Annotated in this window: 18 protein-coding genes; 8 read left to right on the top strand and 10 right to left on the bottom strand. The window is 59.6% G+C overall.

The window, feature by feature from the left end; translation table 11 throughout:
- Positions 1 to 34: 34 nt before the first annotated feature.
- A complete protein-coding gene (gene rnhA, locus BM136_RS02085) occupies positions 35 to 481 on the top strand; it encodes a ribonuclease HI (protein WP_092969873.1) in 447 nt (148 codons plus the stop codon).
- 17 nt (positions 482 to 498) lie between these two features.
- Here the strand turns inward: rnhA and BM136_RS02080 are convergent, their stop codons facing one another.
- The 4 genes from BM136_RS02080 to BM136_RS02065 form a co-directional block, all read right to left on the bottom strand.
- Positions 499 to 1,008 (bottom strand): hypothetical protein, encoded by a 510-nt coding sequence (locus BM136_RS02080; protein ID WP_092969871.1) that lies wholly within the window; start codon positions 1,006 to 1,008, stop codon positions 499 to 501.
- Between the two features lie 34 nt (positions 1,009 to 1,042).
- Entirely contained in the window at positions 1,043 to 1,495 is a 453-nt protein-coding gene (locus BM136_RS02075) for a lysozyme (protein WP_092969869.1), read from the bottom strand.
- A complete protein-coding gene (locus BM136_RS02070; RefSeq protein ID WP_092969867.1) occupies positions 1,485 to 2,249 on the bottom strand; it encodes a DUF2589 domain-containing protein in 765 nt (254 codons plus the stop codon). Before BM136_RS02070 ends, BM136_RS02075 begins: the two co-directional genes overlap by 11 nt.
- Positions 2,250 to 2,358: 109 nt before the next feature.
- Positions 2,359 to 3,027 carry a DUF2589 domain-containing protein gene (locus BM136_RS02065; protein ID WP_092969865.1) on the bottom strand — a complete coding sequence of 223 codons (669 nt, stop codon included), beginning with the start codon at positions 3,025 to 3,027 and terminating at the stop codon, positions 2,359 to 2,361.
- 248 nt (positions 3,028 to 3,275) lie between these two features.
- Between BM136_RS02065 and BM136_RS02060 the strand changes: the two genes are divergently transcribed.
- Together BM136_RS02060 and BM136_RS02055 are read left to right on the top strand one after the other, a co-directional pair.
- Positions 3,276 to 3,935, top strand: coding sequence for a response regulator transcription factor (locus BM136_RS02060; RefSeq protein WP_092969863.1), 660 nt, complete (start codon positions 3,276 to 3,278; stop codon positions 3,933 to 3,935).
- Positions 3,936 to 4,109: 174 nt separating this feature from the next.
- Entirely contained in the window at positions 4,110 to 4,388 is a 279-nt protein-coding gene (locus tag BM136_RS02055) for a DUF1488 family protein (RefSeq protein WP_092969861.1), read from the top strand.
- 90 nt (positions 4,389 to 4,478) lie between these two features.
- On the opposite strand, the gene BM136_RS02050 is transcribed toward BM136_RS02055, so the two are convergent.
- From BM136_RS02050 to BM136_RS25085, 4 genes are all read right to left on the bottom strand, one after another.
- Positions 4,479 to 5,987 (bottom strand): SpoVR family protein, encoded by a 1,509-nt coding sequence (locus BM136_RS02050; protein ID WP_092969859.1) that lies wholly within the window; start codon positions 5,985 to 5,987, stop codon positions 4,479 to 4,481.
- 117 nt (positions 5,988 to 6,104) lie between these two features.
- Positions 6,105 to 7,367 (bottom strand): YeaH/YhbH family protein, encoded by a 1,263-nt coding sequence (locus tag BM136_RS02045; protein ID WP_092969857.1) that lies wholly within the window; start codon positions 7,365 to 7,367, stop codon positions 6,105 to 6,107.
- A gap of 54 nt (positions 7,368 to 7,421) precedes the next feature.
- Positions 7,422 to 9,344 (bottom strand): PrkA family serine protein kinase, encoded by a 1,923-nt coding sequence (locus BM136_RS02040; protein ID WP_024975416.1) that lies wholly within the window; start codon positions 9,342 to 9,344, stop codon positions 7,422 to 7,424.
- Positions 9,345 to 10,923: 1,579 nt separating this feature from the next.
- Entirely contained in the window at positions 10,924 to 11,196 is a 273-nt protein-coding gene (locus tag BM136_RS25085; RefSeq protein ID WP_139219333.1) for a hypothetical protein, read from the bottom strand.
- Between the two features lie 191 nt (positions 11,197 to 11,387).
- Between BM136_RS25085 and BM136_RS02035 the strand changes: the two genes are divergently transcribed.
- Positions 11,388 to 12,632 carry an MBL fold metallo-hydrolase gene (locus BM136_RS02035; protein ID WP_092969855.1) on the top strand — a complete coding sequence of 415 codons (1,245 nt, stop codon included), beginning with the start codon at positions 11,388 to 11,390 and terminating at the stop codon, positions 12,630 to 12,632.
- Between the two features lie 48 nt (positions 12,633 to 12,680).
- The gene (locus tag BM136_RS25080; protein ID WP_139219332.1) at positions 12,681 to 13,295 is read left to right on the top strand and encodes a hypothetical protein; all 615 of its coding nucleotides are present in this window, start codon (positions 12,681 to 12,683) and stop codon (positions 13,293 to 13,295) included.
- A 108-nt stretch (positions 13,296 to 13,403) separates the two neighbouring features.
- On the opposite strand, the gene BM136_RS02025 is transcribed toward BM136_RS25080, so the two are convergent.
- Complete coding sequence (locus BM136_RS02025; protein ID WP_092969851.1) at positions 13,404 to 13,982, bottom strand: hypothetical protein; 579 nt, start codon at positions 13,980 to 13,982, stop codon at positions 13,404 to 13,406.
- A gap of 431 nt (positions 13,983 to 14,413) precedes the next feature.
- On the opposite strand from BM136_RS02025, the gene BM136_RS02020 reads away from it, so the two are divergent.
- Complete coding sequence (locus BM136_RS02020) at positions 14,414 to 14,758, top strand: hypothetical protein (RefSeq protein ID WP_092969849.1); 345 nt, start codon at positions 14,414 to 14,416, stop codon at positions 14,756 to 14,758.
- A gap of 141 nt (positions 14,759 to 14,899) precedes the next feature.
- On the opposite strand, the gene BM136_RS02015 is transcribed toward BM136_RS02020, so the two are convergent.
- Positions 14,900 to 15,454: a superinfection exclusion B family protein gene (locus tag BM136_RS02015; RefSeq protein WP_175537057.1), complete on the bottom strand. Its 555-nt coding sequence runs from the start codon at positions 15,452 to 15,454 to the stop codon at positions 14,900 to 14,902.
- 987 nt (positions 15,455 to 16,441) lie between these two features.
- Between BM136_RS02015 and BM136_RS02005 the strand changes: the two genes are divergently transcribed.
- Both BM136_RS02005 and BM136_RS02000 read left to right on the top strand, forming a co-directional pair.
- Complete coding sequence (locus BM136_RS02005) at positions 16,442 to 16,768, top strand: helix-turn-helix transcriptional regulator (RefSeq protein WP_092969843.1); 327 nt, start codon at positions 16,442 to 16,444, stop codon at positions 16,766 to 16,768.
- 29 nt (positions 16,769 to 16,797) lie between these two features.
- Entirely contained in the window at positions 16,798 to 17,718 is a 921-nt protein-coding gene (locus BM136_RS02000; protein ID WP_139219331.1) for a replication initiation protein, read from the top strand.
- Positions 17,719 to 18,608: the final 890 nt, after the last annotated feature.

Raw genomic sequence — 18,608 nt, 5'->3', positions numbered from 1 at the left:
TGCCGTTCCACTCACACGTCACCCACGTTTCTCAATGCAGGAAGTCACCGTTTATTCCGATGGCGCGTGCAAGGGCAACCCCGGCCTCGGCGGCTGGGGCACCGTGCTCGTCTCGGGCAGCCACGAAAAAGAACTCTTTGGCGGCGAAACGCTGACCACCAATAACCGCATGGAGCTGATGGCCGTGATCGAGGCGTTTCGCGCACTCAAGCGGCCGTGCCGGGTGCAGGTGTACACCGATTCGCAATACGTGCAGAAGGGCATCAGCGAATGGTTGGCCGGCTGGAAAGCCCGCGGCTGGAAGACGGCCGACAAGAAACCGGTCAAGAACGACGACCTCTGGCGCACGCTCGACGAACTCGTCACCGGCCACGAGGTGAGCTGGCATTGGGTCAAGGGCCATGCCGGCCATCCCGGCAATGAGCGCGCCGATGCGCTGGCCAACAAGGGCGTCGAGATGGCGCGCCAGGCGAAAGCCTGACGCGGCCGGGCGGTCGCTCACGTGCCCGCGCAGCGCTGCGTGGGGATCTGCGGCGCATTTGCGGCGGTGGTCGTGACGTATTGCGGCTTGCCATCCTGCGCATAAACCAGCCGCAGCGGGCCGCGCTTGGAAAGACCATCGTCGATATCGGCCTGCAACAGACCGGTCTGCGCCCATAAATCACCACCGATGCTGCGCTTCTGCATCATGACGGGGCGATTGGCACCCGGCTCCCAGTTGGCCTGGCGCTCGGGCACGTAGCGGTTGGGCAGCGTGCCGTATGCGTAGAGCTGGCTCAACGCGTCGGCGAGGTAACGCCCAGCTTGGTCATTGAAAATCGGCAGATCCTGGTTTCCGAGTTCGCTGCGGATGCGCTGCGCCTCCGCTGTGCAGGTTGGCGCGACATTGTCGGCCGCGCGGGCATAGGACATGCCGATCGCCACGGCTGCGGCGGCAAGCCAGGTCAGCACGCGATACAGGCGGCGCGGACGGGTGGTGGGAATCACGGACATCGGTTCGGTATGCATGCGAGCTTCTCCGGTGAAGTAACGTGGTGGTGAATCAGGACAGGAACAACTTGCGTTCGGCCTGACGACGCTTCGTCAGCCCCTTGAGCGGCTTGCCGCCGGCCTTGTCCCACAGCAGGAACTGGTTGGCCGCGCCGACGTAATCACCGGCGTTGAGCTTGCGCAGCAGCGTTGACGAGCGCAGCCGCCCCGCCCCCAGGTTGAAGACGAAGGACGCCAGCGCGTCGAACTGACCCTGCGTGATCGACACGCGCACGGCCTTGGCGATGCCTTGCTCGGTGTCGGCGAGGTCTTTGCGCAGCAGCGCTTCGGCCTGCTGCTGCGAGATCGGCCCCTTGAAGGTCTCGCCGGGACGAATCAGGTGGCCATAGCCGATCGTCGGCTTGCCAACCGCATCCAGATACGTCGACAGACGCAGTCCTTCCGATTCCTTGATCAGCGCGAGGCCTCGCTCGCCGGTGGTGCGCGGGTTGTGCTCAGTGCTCATCGCTCTTCTCCTGGGGCGTGCTGGTGGTGTCGGGGCCACCGGAACCGGCTGCATTCGGTTGCACGGGCCTTGGCACCAGCCGATTCGTGTATTCGTCAATCAGCCGCATCACCGCTTCTGGCGGCTGCAGCGCCGTGAACTTCATCTCGATGTCGATGTGCTCGCTATCGCGGCCCGTATCCCGCTTGGAATGCGGCGCGAGCGAGACGTAGAACCGGCCAACGGCGCCGCCGGCAGCGCCGTGTAAAGGCAGGGCCTCGGCGATGTCGCTGCGCACGGTCATGTTCACCGTCATTTCATCGAGCGCGATGCCGCGCGGCATCGCCAACGAGACCAGCGGCAGCGCCAGCCGGTGCTGACTGTCGAGCGCAAGTTCCACCTCGCGGGCGACCAGCGTGCCGCTGTCGTCGGCATCAAAAAACTGGTCGAGCAGCGCGGTGTATTGCTGCGCAAGCATCTGATTGGCGGAGGCTGCGGCATGCTGCATGCCGCGCGTGATGTCGTCGAGCGTCAGGCCATTCAAGCCCGGGTGACCGTGGCTGTTGCTGTTGCTTCCACCGCCGTTGCCACCGCCAGGCGGAGACGAACCCGGTGGCGACGGCGGAGACGCATCGGACGCAGTCTCGGGAAACGGTGCGGCATTGGAAGACACAGGTGGCGCTGGTGGCGCGCTGGCGGGCGGCGCAGGTGGTGTGGCGGGCGCTGACGACGCACGGTCATCATCACGCCCGCGGCGGCTGAAGAGATTGAACATGGTGTCGGGTCGGTCGGATCGATCAGATCAATAGGCGGCGCGCGGCAGGCGCGCACCGATCAGGACACCGGCCGTGGGGAGGCCGGCCGGCGTCCGTCGCCGTGGCGGCTTACGGATTTGCCGGGGCCGGGGCCGGCGCGTTGCCGCCAGCCGGCACCTTTTCGCCGACCATCGTGCCGTCGGTCGGCGTGGCCGGCAGCGGCTTGACGTCGTTCTCCTTGCCCTTGACGACCACCGGCTTGGTTGCCGCGTCAGTCAAGAACTCCATCACGCGCATCAGCGCTTCCGGCGGGTTCTGACGCTTGACCTGGGTGTGGAAGGAGTACTTGGCACGCGTGTCGGTACTACGGGTCTGCTCCGACTTATGCGAGGCGCGTCCCGACACCGACACGCTGAACGGGCCCCAGCCGAGCTTGGCCTGGAACGACCCTTCGGCCTCGGTGCTGGACGACGATTTCTCCGACTGCGAAATCTCCAGCTCGAAGTCGATCGTGCCTTCCTCGATGGCGATCACCGGATGCACGACCGCGCACAGCAGCGGAATGCGCATCGTCTTCTGGATCGTGCCCTGCGACACCCCCTTCTCGTCGACGATGGTTTCGTCGTAGTCAAATTGCACCGCAACGGCTTTGCCGTTCTGAATACACACCTGCAGCAGAAAATCCGCATAGGATTTTGCCGCCGTGGTTTGCGCTGCGATCATGGCCTGCAGCGGCGCAGAGATCATCTTGTCGATCGGCAGCGCATTGATAACCGACCCGATAAGTCCGTTGTCCATTTAAAACTCCTCACATTGAATTATTTGGACGCACAGGTTTGTGTGCCCGAATCCAAAGTAAGAGTTTTTCCTACGGGGTTCGATGCCTCGAAAGTCCCAGCCAAGGCCACGGAACAGCGGCCCAGTACGTATCGACAGGCGGCCCGTGACTTTCGGCACTGAACTTCCGTTTCAATGCATCCGGATCGATCCCGCCCTACAAAATAATCGGTTTCGCCGAAAATAATTAACTGAAGTACGAGGGGTCGATGAATATTCTGGTAATCGATAGCTTGCCGCTTTTTGCGGCAGGTGTGTCCAATGTATTGAATGCACTCGACGCGCAGGGTGTGTTTATCGATACTCACTACGTTGAGCAAATCGGACCGGCTTGCAGGCAAGCCGAACCCAGCGCCGTTGTGATGGAATGGAGCGCACAGGACGACGACGCACGGCAGCGCCTGTCGGAGTTGAAAGCGGTGTTGCCGGAAGTGCCCGTGCTGCTGACGGTGCAAGCGGTCGGCCGGCACGTGGTGGGCGATGCGCTGCGCTTTGGCGCGGCCGGCGTGGTCGACCGGCAAGCCACGGCCGACGTTCTGCTCGAAGCCCTGCTGCGCATTACCTCAGGCGCGGTCTACTTGCCGCCCATCAGTAATCTGTTTCCCGACGATCCGCGCCAAAGCTCAGGAGAAAGCCCGGCCGAACTCTGGCGCCGACTCACGCCGCGGCAACATGAGGTGCTGCAACTGCTTGCAGAGGGCAAATCCAACAAGCAGATTTGCCGCGTGCTCAACGTAGCTGAAGGCACCATCAAAAACCATCTGTACGCGCTGTTCCGGCAAATTGGCGTCAACAACCGGACCGAGGCCGCGCTCTGGCTCTCGCGCTGCAAGGCCAGCCTCGTCCGCCTGCAGATGTGTGCGATGTAGCGCCGCGACATGCACCTGCCCGTGGCCTCCCCTGCCTTTTTCGGACGTCACGGGCCCCAGGGTTCACCGCGGGGTGAAAACACTGAGCCGACCACATTGCATTCACGCAATCGCGCCATACACTGGTTGGAAGGCGGCGCACGGTGCATCGCCGTTTTTTCATGGAGGCCGCCCATGGAAACCATTGAATTCCACGCCAGCCCGCCACGCTATTGCGCTGCGGACCTCACGCTTACCTGCACGGCAAGCGTCGACGGCGTCCCAGCCCGCTATGCGGTGACGGCAGAAGCGCTCGAAGAGCATTTCGGCGCCCGCTCGTGGCGGCAGGAGGATCTGCTGCAAGCTATGGAAAGCCACCGCGGCACCATTGAAGACATGGCGCGTTCGCTGTTCAAGCTGACGGATTCGCACAACATCGTGCTGCGTAGCGGTCATTTCCGCTTCGGCATGTAGCGAAGCGACGGGCAGCATGGCCGACATCCGCGCCTGCGGCGGACAAAAAGAAGGCCAGCGCGAAGCCGGCCTTGTGGAAACGAATGTGGGCTAGTCAGGCTTGCACTCGTGTTTCATCTCGCGTCGCCCGTCTTCGTAGACCACCTCCAGCCGGCACGTAAAGCCCCATAGGCGTACGACGTGCCGCAGCATCTCTTCGTAGTTCGGCCCAAGCGGGCGTCGGTTGCTCTGTAAATGGCGCAGCGTCAATGAGCGATCTCCGCCCACATCAACGTTGGTCACCTGGATGTTGGGCTCGATGTTCGAGAGGTCGTACTGCCCTGCCAACAACTCGCGGATCTTGCGATAGCCATCGTCGTCGTGGATCGCGGTGACGCGCAACTTGGCGTCGCGATCGTCATCGAGCACAGAGAACAGCTTCAACTCGCGGATCACGCGCGGGGAGAGGAATTGCAACAGGAAGCTCTCGTCCTTGAAGTTGCGCATGGCGAAATCGAGTGTCTTCTGCCAATCGCTGCCGGCAATCTCGGGCGCCCAGCGGTAATCCTCTTCTTCTGGCGATTCGCAAATGCGCCGGATGTCCTGGAACATCAGAAAGCCGAGCGTGTATGGGTTCAGGCCGCTGTAGTACGGGCTATTGAATGGCGGCTGATAGATCACGTTGGTATGCGCCTGCAGCAGCTCGAGCATGAAGGCGTCGTTGACGAGTTTCTCGTCGTACAGCTTGTGCAGGATGGTGTAGTGCCAGAAGGTGGCCCAGCCTTCGTTCATCACCTTGGTCTGGCGCTGCGGATAAAAGTACTGCGCGATCTTGCGCACGATGCGCACGATTTCTCGTTGCCACGGCTGCAACTTGGGCGCGTTCTTCTCGATGAAGTACAGCAGGTTCTCTTCCGGCTCGGGCGGAAACTGCGGATCAGGTTCCGGCACGTCGTCTGCGGTTGCCAGCGCACGTGCCCGGTGCGTGGGCAGCGTACGCCACAGGTCGTTCACCTGTGCTTCAAGGTATTTCTCGCGTTCAGCCTGGCGAGCCTGCTCTTCGTTGATCGACAGCTTCTTCGGTCGTCGATAACGATCGACACCGTAGTTCTGCAACGCGTGACAGGAGTCGAGCAGCAGTTCCACCTCCTGCTCGCCGTAGCGCTGCTCGCATTCGGCCACGTAGTTCTTGGCGAAGAGCAGGTAATCGACGATGGCGTCCGCGTTCGTCCACGTCCGGAACAGGTAATTGCCCTTGAAGAAGGAGTTGTGGCCGTAGCAGGCATGCGCGATGGTCAGCGCCTGCATCGGCATCGTGTTCTCCTCCATCAGATAAGCGATGCAGGGGTTCGAGTTGATGACGATCTCGTACGCCAACCCCATGAGGCCGCGCTGGTAACCGCGCTCCGATGCGAGGAAGTGCTTGCCGTATGACCAATGGTTGTAGCCCAGTGGCAGGCCGGACGACGCATAGGCGTCGAGCATCTGCTCGGCGGTGATGATCTCGATCTGGTTCGGATAGGTGTCCAGGCCGAAATCTGCGGCAATCTGGGCGATGCTTTGGTCGTAGCGCCTGATCAGCTCGAAGGTCCACTCCGAGCCCGTAGATAGGTAGGCCATGCTCGTTCCCGTTGGTCCATCACACAGGGTCACAGGTGGCGTGCTCGCCATGGCACACGCTGCCATTGCGCGGCGGCAGTGCCGGGCTGGCAGCAACTCCTGCGGCCCGATCAGCGATCAGGCGGCGCGCTTCTGAAACAGCTCGTGCAACACCGGATAGATTTCGTCCGCCTTGAGGATGCGCTGCATCGCGAAGTTCTCGTGCCCAGCCTTCAACGTAAGATACTCCTCCCACAGGTTCTGCGGCTCCGTGGAGACCACCTCAACATAGGCGTAATACTGCGTCAGCGGCAGGATCGTTTCGCGCAGTATCTTGGCGCACAGCTCCGAGTCCCCTGCCCAGTTGTCGCCATCCGAAGCCTGCGCGCAGTAGATGTTCCATTGGCTTGGTGAATAGCGCTCCTGAATCACTTCCGCCATCAACTTGAGTGCGCTCGACACAACAGTGCCGCCCGACTCCCGTGAGTGAAAGAAATCCTCTTCATCCACTTCCTTGGCCACGGTGTGGTGGCGGATGAAGACGACGTCGATGCGTTCGTAGTTCCGCTTGAGGAACAGGTAGAGCAGCATGAAGAAGCGCTTGGCCAAGTCCTTGCGCGACTCGTCCATCGAGCCGGATACGTCCATCACGCAGAACATCACTGCCTGCGCCTGCGGACGCTTGCGCAGCACGCGGTTGTTGTAGCGCAGGTCGAGCTTTTCAATGAACGGCACGCGATCCAGGCACGAGCGCAGATGTCGCATCTCCTTCATCAGCTCTTGCGCGCGCACGCTGTAAGGGCCGTCGTTTTCCAGCTCCTCGTTGTACTCGCCTTCCAGCTCATGCAGACGGCGCTGATACGGGCTGGACAACGCAATGCGGCGACCGAGCGAGCTGCGCATCGTACGCAGAATCGACAGGTTGGACGGCGTGCCATCGAGCGAAAAACCCGCGCGCACCTTGCGCACCTCCGCGATCTTGGCCAGGCTGCGCTTGGCAAGATCGGGCAACGCCATGTCTTCGAAAAAGAAGTTGAGAAAGTCCTCGCGCGAGAGCGTGAAGATGAAATCGTCTTCGCCCTCGCCCGAGTCGCTGGCCTGCGAACCGGAGCCGCCGCTGCCCTGCTGCGGGCGGTCGAAGCTGTCGCCGCGAATGAACTCTTTGTTGCCCGGGTGAACGCCTTCTCGGCGCCCGCCCGAGCCGTGGTGGAACATGGGCTCGGAGATGTCCTTGACGGGAATGGACACCTGACCGCTCTGCTCGATGTCCATGATCTTGCGACCCGTCACCGCCTTGGCCACCGCACGGCGGATCTGGTCTCGGTAACGCTTGATAAAGCGTTGCTTGTTGACGGTGCTTTTGCCGCCACCGTTCTCCCGCCGATCAATGATCGTGCCCATGTGACTGCCCTCGATTGGAAGTTCGCTGGGTGTCCTTGCCCTCTCCTTACCTCCTTAAGATGACTTCCTGACGCGCAGATACCACTCCACCAGCAAGCGCACCTGCTTCTGGGTATAGCCCTTCTCCACCATGCGGTTCACGAAGTTCTCGTGCTTCTCCTTGTCGTCATGCGACGACTTGGCATTGAACGAGATCACGGGCAGCAGATCCTCCGTGGTCGAGAACATCCGCTTCTCGATCACCGCGCGCAACTTCTCGTAGCTCGTCCAGACCGGGTTCTTGCCTCCGTTCTTGGCCCGCGCCCGAAGCACGAAATTGACGATCTCGTTGCGGAAATCCTTCGGGTTGGAAATGCCCGCCGGTTTTTCCACCTTCTCCAACTCATCGTTCAACGCGCTGCGATCGAGAATCTCGCCCGTGTTCGGATCGCGATATTCCTGATCCTGAATCCAGAGGTCGGCAAACACCACGTAGCGGTCGAAGATGTTCTGCCCGTACTCCGAATAGGACTCCAGATACGAGGTCTGAATCTCCTTGCCGATGAACTCCACGTACGGCGACGTGAGGTATTCCTTGATATAGGACATCAGCTTGGATTCCGTCTCCGGTGGGAACTGCTCGCGCTCGATCTGCTGCTCGAGCACATACAGCAAGTGCACCGGATTGGCCGCCACTTCCGTCCCATCGAAGTTGAAGACCTTCGAGAGCACCTTGAAGGCAAAGCGCGTCGACAAGCCCGTCATGCCCTCGTCGATGCCGGCAAAGTCGCGGTACTCCTGATACGACTTTGCTTTCGGGTCGACATCTTTCAGGCTCTCGCCGTCGTACACGCGCATCTTCGAGAAGATGTTGGAATTCTCGGGCTCCTTGATGCGTGTGAGCACCGCGAACTGCGCCATCATTTTCAGCGTGTTCGGCGCGCACGGCGCCGCGGCCAGCGAGCTGTTGCGCAGCAGCTTGTCGTAGATCTTCACCTCGTCCGACACGCGCAGGCAATACGGCACCTTGACGATGTAAATGCGATCAAGGAACGCCTCGTTGTTGCGATCGGACTTGAAGCTCTGCCACTCCGCCTCGTTCGAGTGCGCCAGGATGACGCCATCAAACGGGATCGCGCCAAAGCCCTCCGTGCCCTTGTAATTGCCTTCCTGCGTGGCCGTCAGCAGCGGGTGCAAGACCTTGATCGGCGCCTTGAACATCTCGACGAACTCGAGCAGCCCGCGGTTGGCCAGGCACAGCCCGCCCGAATACGAATACGCATCCGGATCGTCCTGCGGATAGTCCTCCAGCTTGCGAATGTCGACCTTGCCCACCAGAGACGAAATGTCCTGATTGTTTTCGTCGCCCGGCTCCGTCTTGGAAATCGCAATCTGCGACAGCACCGACGGATGCAGCTTCACCACGCGGAAACGCGTGATGTCGCCATTGAACTCATGCAGCCGCTTGACCGCCCAGGGCGAGGCAATCGTGTTCAGATAGCGTCTCGGGATGCCGTAGTCTTCCTCCAGAATCTTGCCGTCTTCGTCGGGCGAGAACAGCCCGAGCGGGGACTCGTGAATAGGCGAGCCCTGGAGCGCGTAGATGGGAATCTGCTCCATCAGCGCCTTCAACTTCTCGGCAAGCGAGGATTTGCCGCCGCCCGGAGGCCCGAGCAGGTAAAGAATCTGTTTGCGTTCCTCAAGGCCCTGCGCGGCATGTTTGAAGAAGGAAACGATCTGTTCGATCGTGTCCTCCATGCCATAGAACTCCCGGAAAGCCGGGTAGATCTTGATGACCTTGTTGAAGAACAATCGTGACAGCCGAGGATCGTGGTGAGTGTCCACCAGTTCAGGCTGACCAATCGCGGTGAGCATGCGCTCCGCGGCAGTCGCATAGGCGGTCGAGTCTTTTTTGCAGATATCCAGATACTCCTGGATGCTGTACTCGTCCTCTTTGCGAGCTTCAAAACGCGTTGCGTAGTGGCGGAAAATATCCATATCTCCCCCGTAGATTTCTTCCCTACTCCACACCAACAAGCGAGAGCCAGGCTAGTTCTTGCGTGCGTTGCTGATTCCACTGTAGACGAATCACCGATGATCACAAGAACGGTTGAGAGCCTGGAATGGTGCACAACCGTCGCAATTGCGTTAGCGCTCGACAGCATCAAGTGCTAAACGGACCTTGCACGATGCATCAACACGCATGCACCACGACGATCGGCTATCCCGAGCACAGCAGAAAGCGTACCCATGCCACCCGCCCGCGCTCGCAGGTTGGTACGTAACCGATCTGTGCGAGTTCCCGCGCGCACGCTGAATCCAGGAGGGGGATATCCCTGCGTTTTCGTGTCTCGCCAACTGTGGTACTGCACGTGGCGCTTACCAGCAGACCTACGCTTGTAGTGGCAGCTTTTCTTTTTGGCGCGCAACACAGCATTGTGCAAAGCATGGGGCAAAACGGCCTTTGTCGCCCCGACGCGTGCCCACAGCCCGTGGTCGAAAGACCGAAACGGATCGACCAAAGGTGTCTCTTTTTTGCGCCAAGGGAGGTTTGTGCCGGGCGCGACGGTGAATCGGCCGGAAAAGCCCGCACGGAGAACGCGGACAAAAGAAAAAGGCCCTCGGCATTTGCCTGAGGGCCTTTTAAGCGATTTCTCGCTTGTTTGGTGGTGGTACAGGGATTGAACCTGTGACCCCTGCCGTGTGAAACGAAAATTGGCCCAGCTACTTGTGTACAGATTTGCTGCACAGCCTTGAGTCTACTGGGTTTCCTCTCCCTTAGGCTGCCGTCAGTTGCCCTGAAGAGCCTGCCTAGGTGCACCGCTTTTGCACCGCCACAAGCGGGCGCCTAAGAAGCTAGGCGCCGGATAGTTACCCGGCCGACACTGGGCTCGACAAACCGAAGACGGCATCAGCTAGAGCGTGTGGTTGGCCCGGAACGCCGCCTAGCACCATGCCATAGATGGAGAAGCGCCACATTGTGCGCGATGAAGCACTAGGATCTTGTGCCGCCCGATATGTAAACGTTCCTGCACCCAGCGTGACATCGAGTCGCCGCGCCCAACGGCTATCCGCGAACAACTTTTCGAAGGCCATTACTCCCGCGCGGTTGAAGAACGAGGCGCGTAGCTGAATCGGCGGAGATAAGTCTGCCTCCCAGTGATGCCACGCTAGTCCAATCATGATGTACTCACACAGACGCGTAACTCGCTCACTATCAAGGGGCAGCGCCATCGACCCGCGCGGCGCATAGTCTCCACGCCACTGTTTGTTCCAGGCATCTAGAAGCTCTCGATGCAGCCTCGCATTTTTGTTGAGCCGCGGTGGCACTAGTTCGTCCATGGTGCGGCGCGCAGCGGCATGCCTCGCTCCAAACGGCAGTACGGTCACCAAGTAGTGCTCCAAGCGGGACTTTTCATTGTTGCACTGTGCGCACGATGGCACCTGCGGGAGATTTGCACGCTCGGAGGGAAGGAAAAAGCCTCGGGCAATCACGTGGTCACCAGTACTGAAGACCCCTTGTTTTCCGCAGTAGACGCACCGCTTTCCAAGAAAACGCTTGCTCATCGTAGATGCTCTACATCCCTGGTCCGGCAAGCCCCGAACCCGTGGTCAGAACCACTGCAATCGCAGTTAGAACAGCTGCGACCTGATTGAGCTTCGCTGCCTGTGACGCAGCATTGACGATGCCCGCTACCCAGCCGGCATTTGACAACGCTGGATCAACGGGTTCAAGGGCATCAGACCACGTTGGAAGCGTGGCGACGCGACTCGCCTTCCACCAGTAGTAAGAAGCAGCGAGTCCCACGAGGAAACCAGCAACAGCCAAAAACATGGCGAACCCATGCATATCTCACCTCTCCTAGCTGAAGGCCAGTCCAGTGAAGTCGAGGGACGGCCGTCACCATCAAATAGAGAACTGCGCAGACATTACCCCACGGAAGGGGGGCACGGCTGGTAACAAATGGCGGGGTTAAATATCGCGTTTGCCCGTCTCCCGGAACCGCGCGGGTGCACCGTATAAAGCAATCTCGAATCATTATGAACAAACTCTTGGCGCTGCCCATACCCGGTGAATCTTTTCTCCTTCGGCGGGACGGACACAATATCCTCGTGGACGGCGGATACGGTAGTCAGGCCTTGATCTCAGCCCTGTCTGCTCCCGGAGTCGGTGTCAATCATCTGCACATAGTGGTCTGTACACATGCCGATCGGGACCATGCGGGCGGTTTGACAGACCTGCTGGATAGGGCGCCATCTCTGCAAGTGGACGAGTTGTGGTTACCGGGCGCCTGGTCCGAAACGCTGCCAGGACTCTTGCGAAACCCTCGCCGAGTGGTGGACGCGCTGATCGCGGAACTTGAAGAGTTCGGGCCCGACGATGCAGGCAGCCCGGACCAGGATGACGACGCGTTCGAGGCACGTGTACATGCCCGTATTGCCAAACAACGGCGCATTGCACGAGGCGAGCAGCAGAACACTCGATTCGAAACGACGCGGCGCGATGGCGAGACTGGTCTGACGTGGCTGAAGGAGCAAGCGGAAAACGTCGACCTCGATGCCACGTACACCAAGGTTTTCGCCAACGGACGCAGATCGATCAGGTATCGAGCGGCGAAAATGCAGTTAAATCGCCGTTGGACCGCGTTCTGGATCGGCTTGATCGACACCGCCGAGCGCATTCGGAAAATCGCAGTGCAGGCGATTCGTCACGATGTCACGGTGCGATGGTTCGACTTCGGCGAGTTCAGCCGGACGCATCGAGCATCCGGTGGGGCACCCGGGCTGTTGCTTCCGCTGAACTCCGTTGAACTCACGGTGCCGCCGCCTCCTGCCATCGCACTGAGTTACGCGGCGCGGCTCACCCCGGTCAACGAAGAGTGTTTGGTGTTCTTCTCTCCCAGCATGGGTTGGCCCGATGACCTCGGTGTCGTGTTCACCGGCGACTCACCCTTAGGGCATGGGACCAGCTATGAAGACGCGTTGTTGGATTGGCCGTTCGACCCAACGCAGTGGGTAGTCGCGACGACGCCGCATCATGGCTCCGAAAACAACGCTCCCGCCTATGGCCATTTGAGTTCAAGGGTACTCGTAGTGCTCTGGCTGCGTTCTGGTGGGACGTCCAAACACCCTGGCCAGACCTTCCGCAAATTGCACCCGCAAGGCAGAGCGTGCACGCATTGCCCGCATTTGAATCTTCCGCTGCGGGCGGCCGAAGTGCAATTGACGAACTCCGCGGGCTGGCCACTCTTTCGGGTCAGCGCTCACGACTGTCGTTGCCGATAATTGCATCGGCCCAATGACATAGGCGAACCTCAAATCAAGTAACGATCAATGAACGGTATGGATGCGGAGCTACTGGTAATCATCGAGGTTGACCGCGAAGACAGGGTCGTCTGTCAAGCGCCCGGTTGTGGCCATGCGGTCTACAAGCGAGTCCATATTGTTCGCCACGGCGACGTGATGGGCGTCTACGGATCGGATTGCTATGGCCGGCTTTTTCATGACCAGCTTGGTGCGCCGCGCTATGGCGGAGGTACAGGTCGAGTGCTCTCTGTAGAGGAACGGCAACTGCTCGCGCAGAATACCGCACGATTAATTGCGCGGTTTGAGGCGGAGCACCAACTGGCGCTTGAACGAGCTAGCCTGCAAAGGCATCATCTCCAGTTGCAGTTGCAGTTGCAGTTGCAGTTGCAGTTGCAGTTGCAGTTGCAGTTGCAGTTGCAGTTGCAGTTGCAGTTGCAGTTGCAGTTGCAGTTGCAAGCATTGAAGAAGCAGACCGAAATAGAAAACACTTCCGGCCGACTGTCCCAACCTACCGCCGCGCAATTGGCCGCCGTCGAGTGGGAAGCCAAGCAGATGGTACGCGCCAAGTATGGTGTCGATCCAGACGCCCCTGGCTGGCGCGGTTTGGTGATGGCATGTCAGCGTGAACTGCTTGGTCGCTGACCCTCGCGGTAGTGTGGCCCAGGACAGCCGCACGCAAACTCAGTCCCGGGATGCCGGAAGCTGTCGTGGTTACCTCAAGGAATCTTGTCGAGTCCCCGCCCCCTTCTTTCACCTCGCCGGATTTGACGTATTGCGACAGCTTGCCGTAATGCTCTTCAGATTCAGTCGCAAATCTTCGCCGTGCACGTGACGCGGCGGGCAGGTCCCAAGCCGCACGCGGCAGGGACGACTTGCGCTTCCGAACGTCGCGACAACGGTGCTTCTCGACGCCCCGGCAGACAGCTTCTGCACCTGTGTAACGATCGCCAGCGCTTCTTGAAACTCGATCCGCGTGTAGTCGTCAAGCAATGCTCTCGCCCCACCGTCAAAGAGGCGGCGAGCGAGATTCGGGGCGATGCGACGAAAATCGGGGCCTTTCGCATCCAACAGCATGAATTGCTTGAACGAGACGATGTCACCCCGCCAGTCCTTGCCTCCTTGGCGGCGGCGAGGTCCGACGCCCACCCACGTCAGCTTTCCGGCTATTCCGCAGCTCTGCGGCTCCGGCCCAATGCCACCGACACCGATCACGGCATCAAAGCGACGGTTTCGCACAGCGCCCATGCAATCGTTAACGCCAAATTGCCCGGTCCAATCCGGATCACCGATATGCGTGCGTTTGTAGGTGAGGATTCGAAGTGATGACATCGGAATTTTCCTAAGTCTTAGCAACCGCGACCACGCAGGCTCGCCTTGCTGGCCAAGTAGTCCTTCAAGTTCCCGCAGCAAAACACGGCGACTTAGCGCGACCTCCTCAGCGCCCTTCGGCGGGTCATGCTCTATGCCCTCGTCGGCCTTAGGGCAGCGGCTCGAGGTCAAGTTGCCGGCGACAGATGACCCGCACTAGAGATTCGGTCTTGCCCGGGATGACACCTTAAGTAAGTTCTCTGGGCTTTAGGTGCCGAGTAAAGCCTAGTTCGGTATGCTGCCGGCACACCACTCCAGATCTGACAATGAAACGATATCCAGCCGATCGACATCCCGATAGCACGACTGTGCTTACGCATTGGGAGAACCTATATCACACGAACACGGTACCGGTCTCGCGTCATCTCGACGCGATATCCTATGCCCAGAACATGACCAAGGACGTGGAAGACATCGACGAAATTCCAGCAACGTTGATGGCGTTCCTGGCAGAGCTGCCCGTTGAAGAGTTGATGCATGCGGATGACCGTCGCAAGGGCTCGGTACTGGGGCTACTGTCCTTGGCATACCTGCTGCGGCACCAAGATTGCGAAGCCTCGATTCGCCGGATGTTGGGCAATGGGGACGGTATCGCGATAATTCGGATCACCGGCGATCTGAACAATTACAAGGTCAGCCCCGAACTGTTTGAAGACTGGGACTCATACCAAGCCTTCCTGGGCCCAATGCTGGCCAAGGGCGACATGGACCTAGGGAAGAACAGTACGTTGCTCTGAACGGGCGGGTTGCAGACCGATTCGGTCTGCAACCGACCCAGACGCTCCAGCCGGTCGTGTTCAAATTGGTCGCTGTGCGTTGGCCCACCTCGCCACTGTGTCACCAATGCCCCAATCACACTCTGATACCTGTTTGATGCATCAGCGCGACATCCATGCGTGAGGCTCAGTGGCCTGCTGTAAAGCCCCATCAAGCAAAGAGGGATTCTTCTCCAGCGACTCGCGCGCCCACGGCTCCAAGTTATACGGGAAGCCGCTGATAGCATGACCGATGGCGGACGAGCGATACAGAATCCTCTTTGCCTCCAAACCACCGACCACTCCGTCCCCAATTGCATACGTAACCGAGGCCTTTCTACCAAGGATGTAGGGAGCTAGCCGCGCCTTCTCATCAGGGGTGAGCCTTAACAAGGCCCGCTCTCGCCGCTTCTGCGTACGCCTAGTTGCGAGCCATTGCTTGAAGGCATTCCAAACGTAGATGACACCATGTGCGAGTAAATATGCGCAAGACAACGTGAAGGCAATGCCCAACCACGGACGAAACTCTTTGACCAACTTGACGACACCCAGAAGGTCTAAGACTGAGGTGGGCACGAAAATCAAGAAGCCAGCGCCGACAGCGACGGCCAGAAGGGGCTTGACAGCAATCTCCCCAAACGCCTTGACTGCCTCTTGAACGTCCTTGACTAAGCCCACGTACCCTCCCTCCTGCAAGCAGATGCAGCAAGACTCTTCTCGAGTTGATCGAAAAGCAGGTCGATTTCATCGTCGGTCATAGCTTCAACCGAGATTCCAGCCCACGGTTCTGGGTACGTTTGGCGCCAGCCCGTGTCCTGGTGCCGGTATTGCGGGTACCAAGGCGCATCGACGTTCCCTCCCTGAAATCGAATACGTAGCCGATTGAGCGCAGCTCCATTCGGGCGTCTCGGATCAAATGGTTGATCTCCGTCCTCTAATAACCGGTAATCCTCGTCCGTAACGACGCGCTCTTCCTCTTGATAGATGAACTCCTGCAGCAAGAGGTCTTGTTCCGTGACTGAATCCCGATCTTCAAAGACCTCCCCGCCAAGACTCGCCAAATGAGAGCGCCACAACCTGTCCCACTCGAGCTTCTCCGCATCGGTAGCCTTGTTCAGCTTAGGGGGGCAGCCGCCACTTCGGCCTGCTGGCGCAAGGGGCGCCCTGCCCGTCGAGTACCGTCTCAGGCCCGCAGCAAAATCTTTGAGGGCTCTTCTCTCTCGTTGAAAACGGCCACAGGGATCTCCCTCATCCAGTAGCTGCAGCAATCCCAACGCTCGCAGCTCTTCCTGAGTGACATGCCCCATGACTATGGCGTCTGCAGCTACCTGCCGTAGTCGTTCGATACGAAGCGCCTGCTTGTTATGACGGTCGTCTCCTGCATCGTATCGTGGGCATGCATACCGCCGCCACTCCTGACCTGTCTCCCGGTCATAAGGGCCGGAAAGGCCGAGACCATACAGATACTCCAGTTCCGCTCGCGGAAGCCTTGAGTTCCTTTCGATAAAACGCAGCAGTGCGGAGGTGAGGTCCTTCAATCGCCGTTGGCCATGGTCGCCATCTGCATGTCGCCCGGACTTCCAGCGTTGTCGCTCACCGTCCATTAAAACCTCCCCAAATGCCCTTTTGTTCTGCATACGACCTGAAAGCATCCTAGCAAAACTGATGGATACCAGGAAGGTACGGGGAAAGACCATGGCTAGGGAAATAAGCGATTTCCGTGTGGCATTCGCGCAGATGGATGGGGCTGCGTTGCTGACGCCTGATGAGTTCGGCGAGCTCATCGGCAAAACACGCAACGCGATCTACCACATCTTGTGCCGAGACCCAGCCGCGTTGCCCACGCCCGTGTTTCGGCAAAACCGCTACGTCCGTTGGCGAGCCAGTGACGTTCGTGACTGGATCAAGAATTTGCCCACAACTCAGCCGCGTGAAATTGCAGACAAGCCACGCCGCGGCAGACCCCGCCAGGCAGCGCAGAACGTCTTTTGACGCGGTTCTGGATAGTTGCTCCTTGCACTATGGACGAGGTCTCCAATGTGAGCGCCCTCGCGCCTGTTGAGACGGGCAGCCCGGGCCTGGCGATTGATCGCATCCAGATTCCTACCCGCGTTCAACAGCGCGCGACGGAATCCATTGAGGCACGACGCGACGCGTTGGAGCCGCAACAACTCTTCCTGCCTGGCATGGACGAGTTCATGCGAGCGATGCCTAATCATATCGCCCGTTCAAGCCTTTTCGCGCCGGTTGCTCGTGGGCGAAAACGTATCCACAAGGACACCGTTCTCGTCAGCCGCGGCGATGCAGTCATCAAGTTTTGGGGCGAGCAACTGGACGAGGCTCAGGCGGACGTTTGGATGCAAGCCATGCACGAAGCAAGCCGCAGGGCGTTGGGAGAGCCTGTCGTCATCAAGCGGGCGGAATTTCTGCGTTCGATCGGACGGCAGACCGGCAACTACGAATACAAATGGCTCAACCGAACGATGCAGACCCTGACCTTCGCAATGCTGGTCATCGAGGTTCGCGCGAAGGACGGCAAGCCAAAGCTATCTGTCGGGAAGAATCGCGCGCTACACATGGTTGAGGGCTTCGATTTCGACGATCTGACTGAGTCGTACACGCTGCGCATCGATCCTCGCTGGCGGCTCATGTTTGAAAACCGCGAGTTCGCTTTGATCGACTGGGACAAACGGCTTCGCTTTGGTGTCCGACAGGACATGGCCAAGGCACTGCAGCGCCTGGTGGCTACTTCTGACGACAACGTTCAGCGGCATTCGCTCGATTGGCTCAAAGCAAAGCTGGAATACACCGGTCGCATGCGGGATTTCTTGGGGGCGTTGGAGCGCGCCATGCGGGAACTCGAACGGCTCGACATCATCGCTGGCGGTCGCATCGAAACTAGCACCAAAGGGCGGACTCAAGCGGTATGGGTGAAGCTATGACGGTCATCGGGGTTACGTCGCGGCCCTATCGGGGTTACATCGCGCTTTATCGGGGTTACGTCGCTGCTTTTCGGGGTTACGTCGCACACCAAGCCCACAACCCTTTGTATCCATTGAGTTTTTCAGCCTGTTTTTGCCCTCTACCTTCTTTCTACCTTCTCTCTACCAGCGGAGCCCTGTGGACAACGCCATCGAAGCGACTTGCTCACTTGCCCAGCAGCGCAGCTGCGGAGTTAAAGCTGACCCTGCAGCGCTGCTGCTTCAGCGATTTGCTCGCATTCAAATTCAAAAATAAGGGAACAAGATGAGGCCACGCCCAAAAATTCGATTGGTGACGTTGATGCTGTTGGCAGGGCCCAATGCTCTGGCAGCACCGGCACTGTGCTCTCCGGGATATCAGGACTCGACTTGCGTATCTCCAATTCAACACGGGGCAATTCCTCCGCCCGTTTGCCCAACTGGCTACAGGCAAACGACCCCACCCGTCTGGATGGGCTCGGTTTGGAGCGCGCCGGGATGCCAACCGCCATCGCCACCGCCTGCCGCAGTGGTGCCCACAGCGCCCGCTTTGGTTTCGGTTGGCTATGGCTGCCCCGGATGGACCATCTACAGCTACTCAGACGGCTCAGTACAGCGGGTATGGGATCCGGACAACCCCGACAACGTCCTGGTTCAAGGCGGGGCCTGCAGTGATCGCGGCTGACCGCATGCACAGCCGAATCGCCCCTCCGCTCCGCTTCGGGTCGCCGCTCTCCCCGGCTACACCGGGTCCCCGGGCGGCTCGATTCGGGCGCGACGGCGCGCGCGGATGCCAATTCATTGAACTACCGCTGATTGCTTGCAGGAAGAAGTTGGGGGTGGCTTTCTCTCTCAGCTCGGGCAAGCCGCCT

This window comes from Ralstonia sp. NFACC01, assembly GCF_900115545.1.
Taxonomy (GTDB): Bacteria; Pseudomonadota; Gammaproteobacteria; order Burkholderiales; family Burkholderiaceae; genus Ralstonia; species Ralstonia mojiangensis.
Note: the sequence above shows the minus strand (reverse complement) of the source record. Positions and strands in the feature narration are given on the sequence as shown.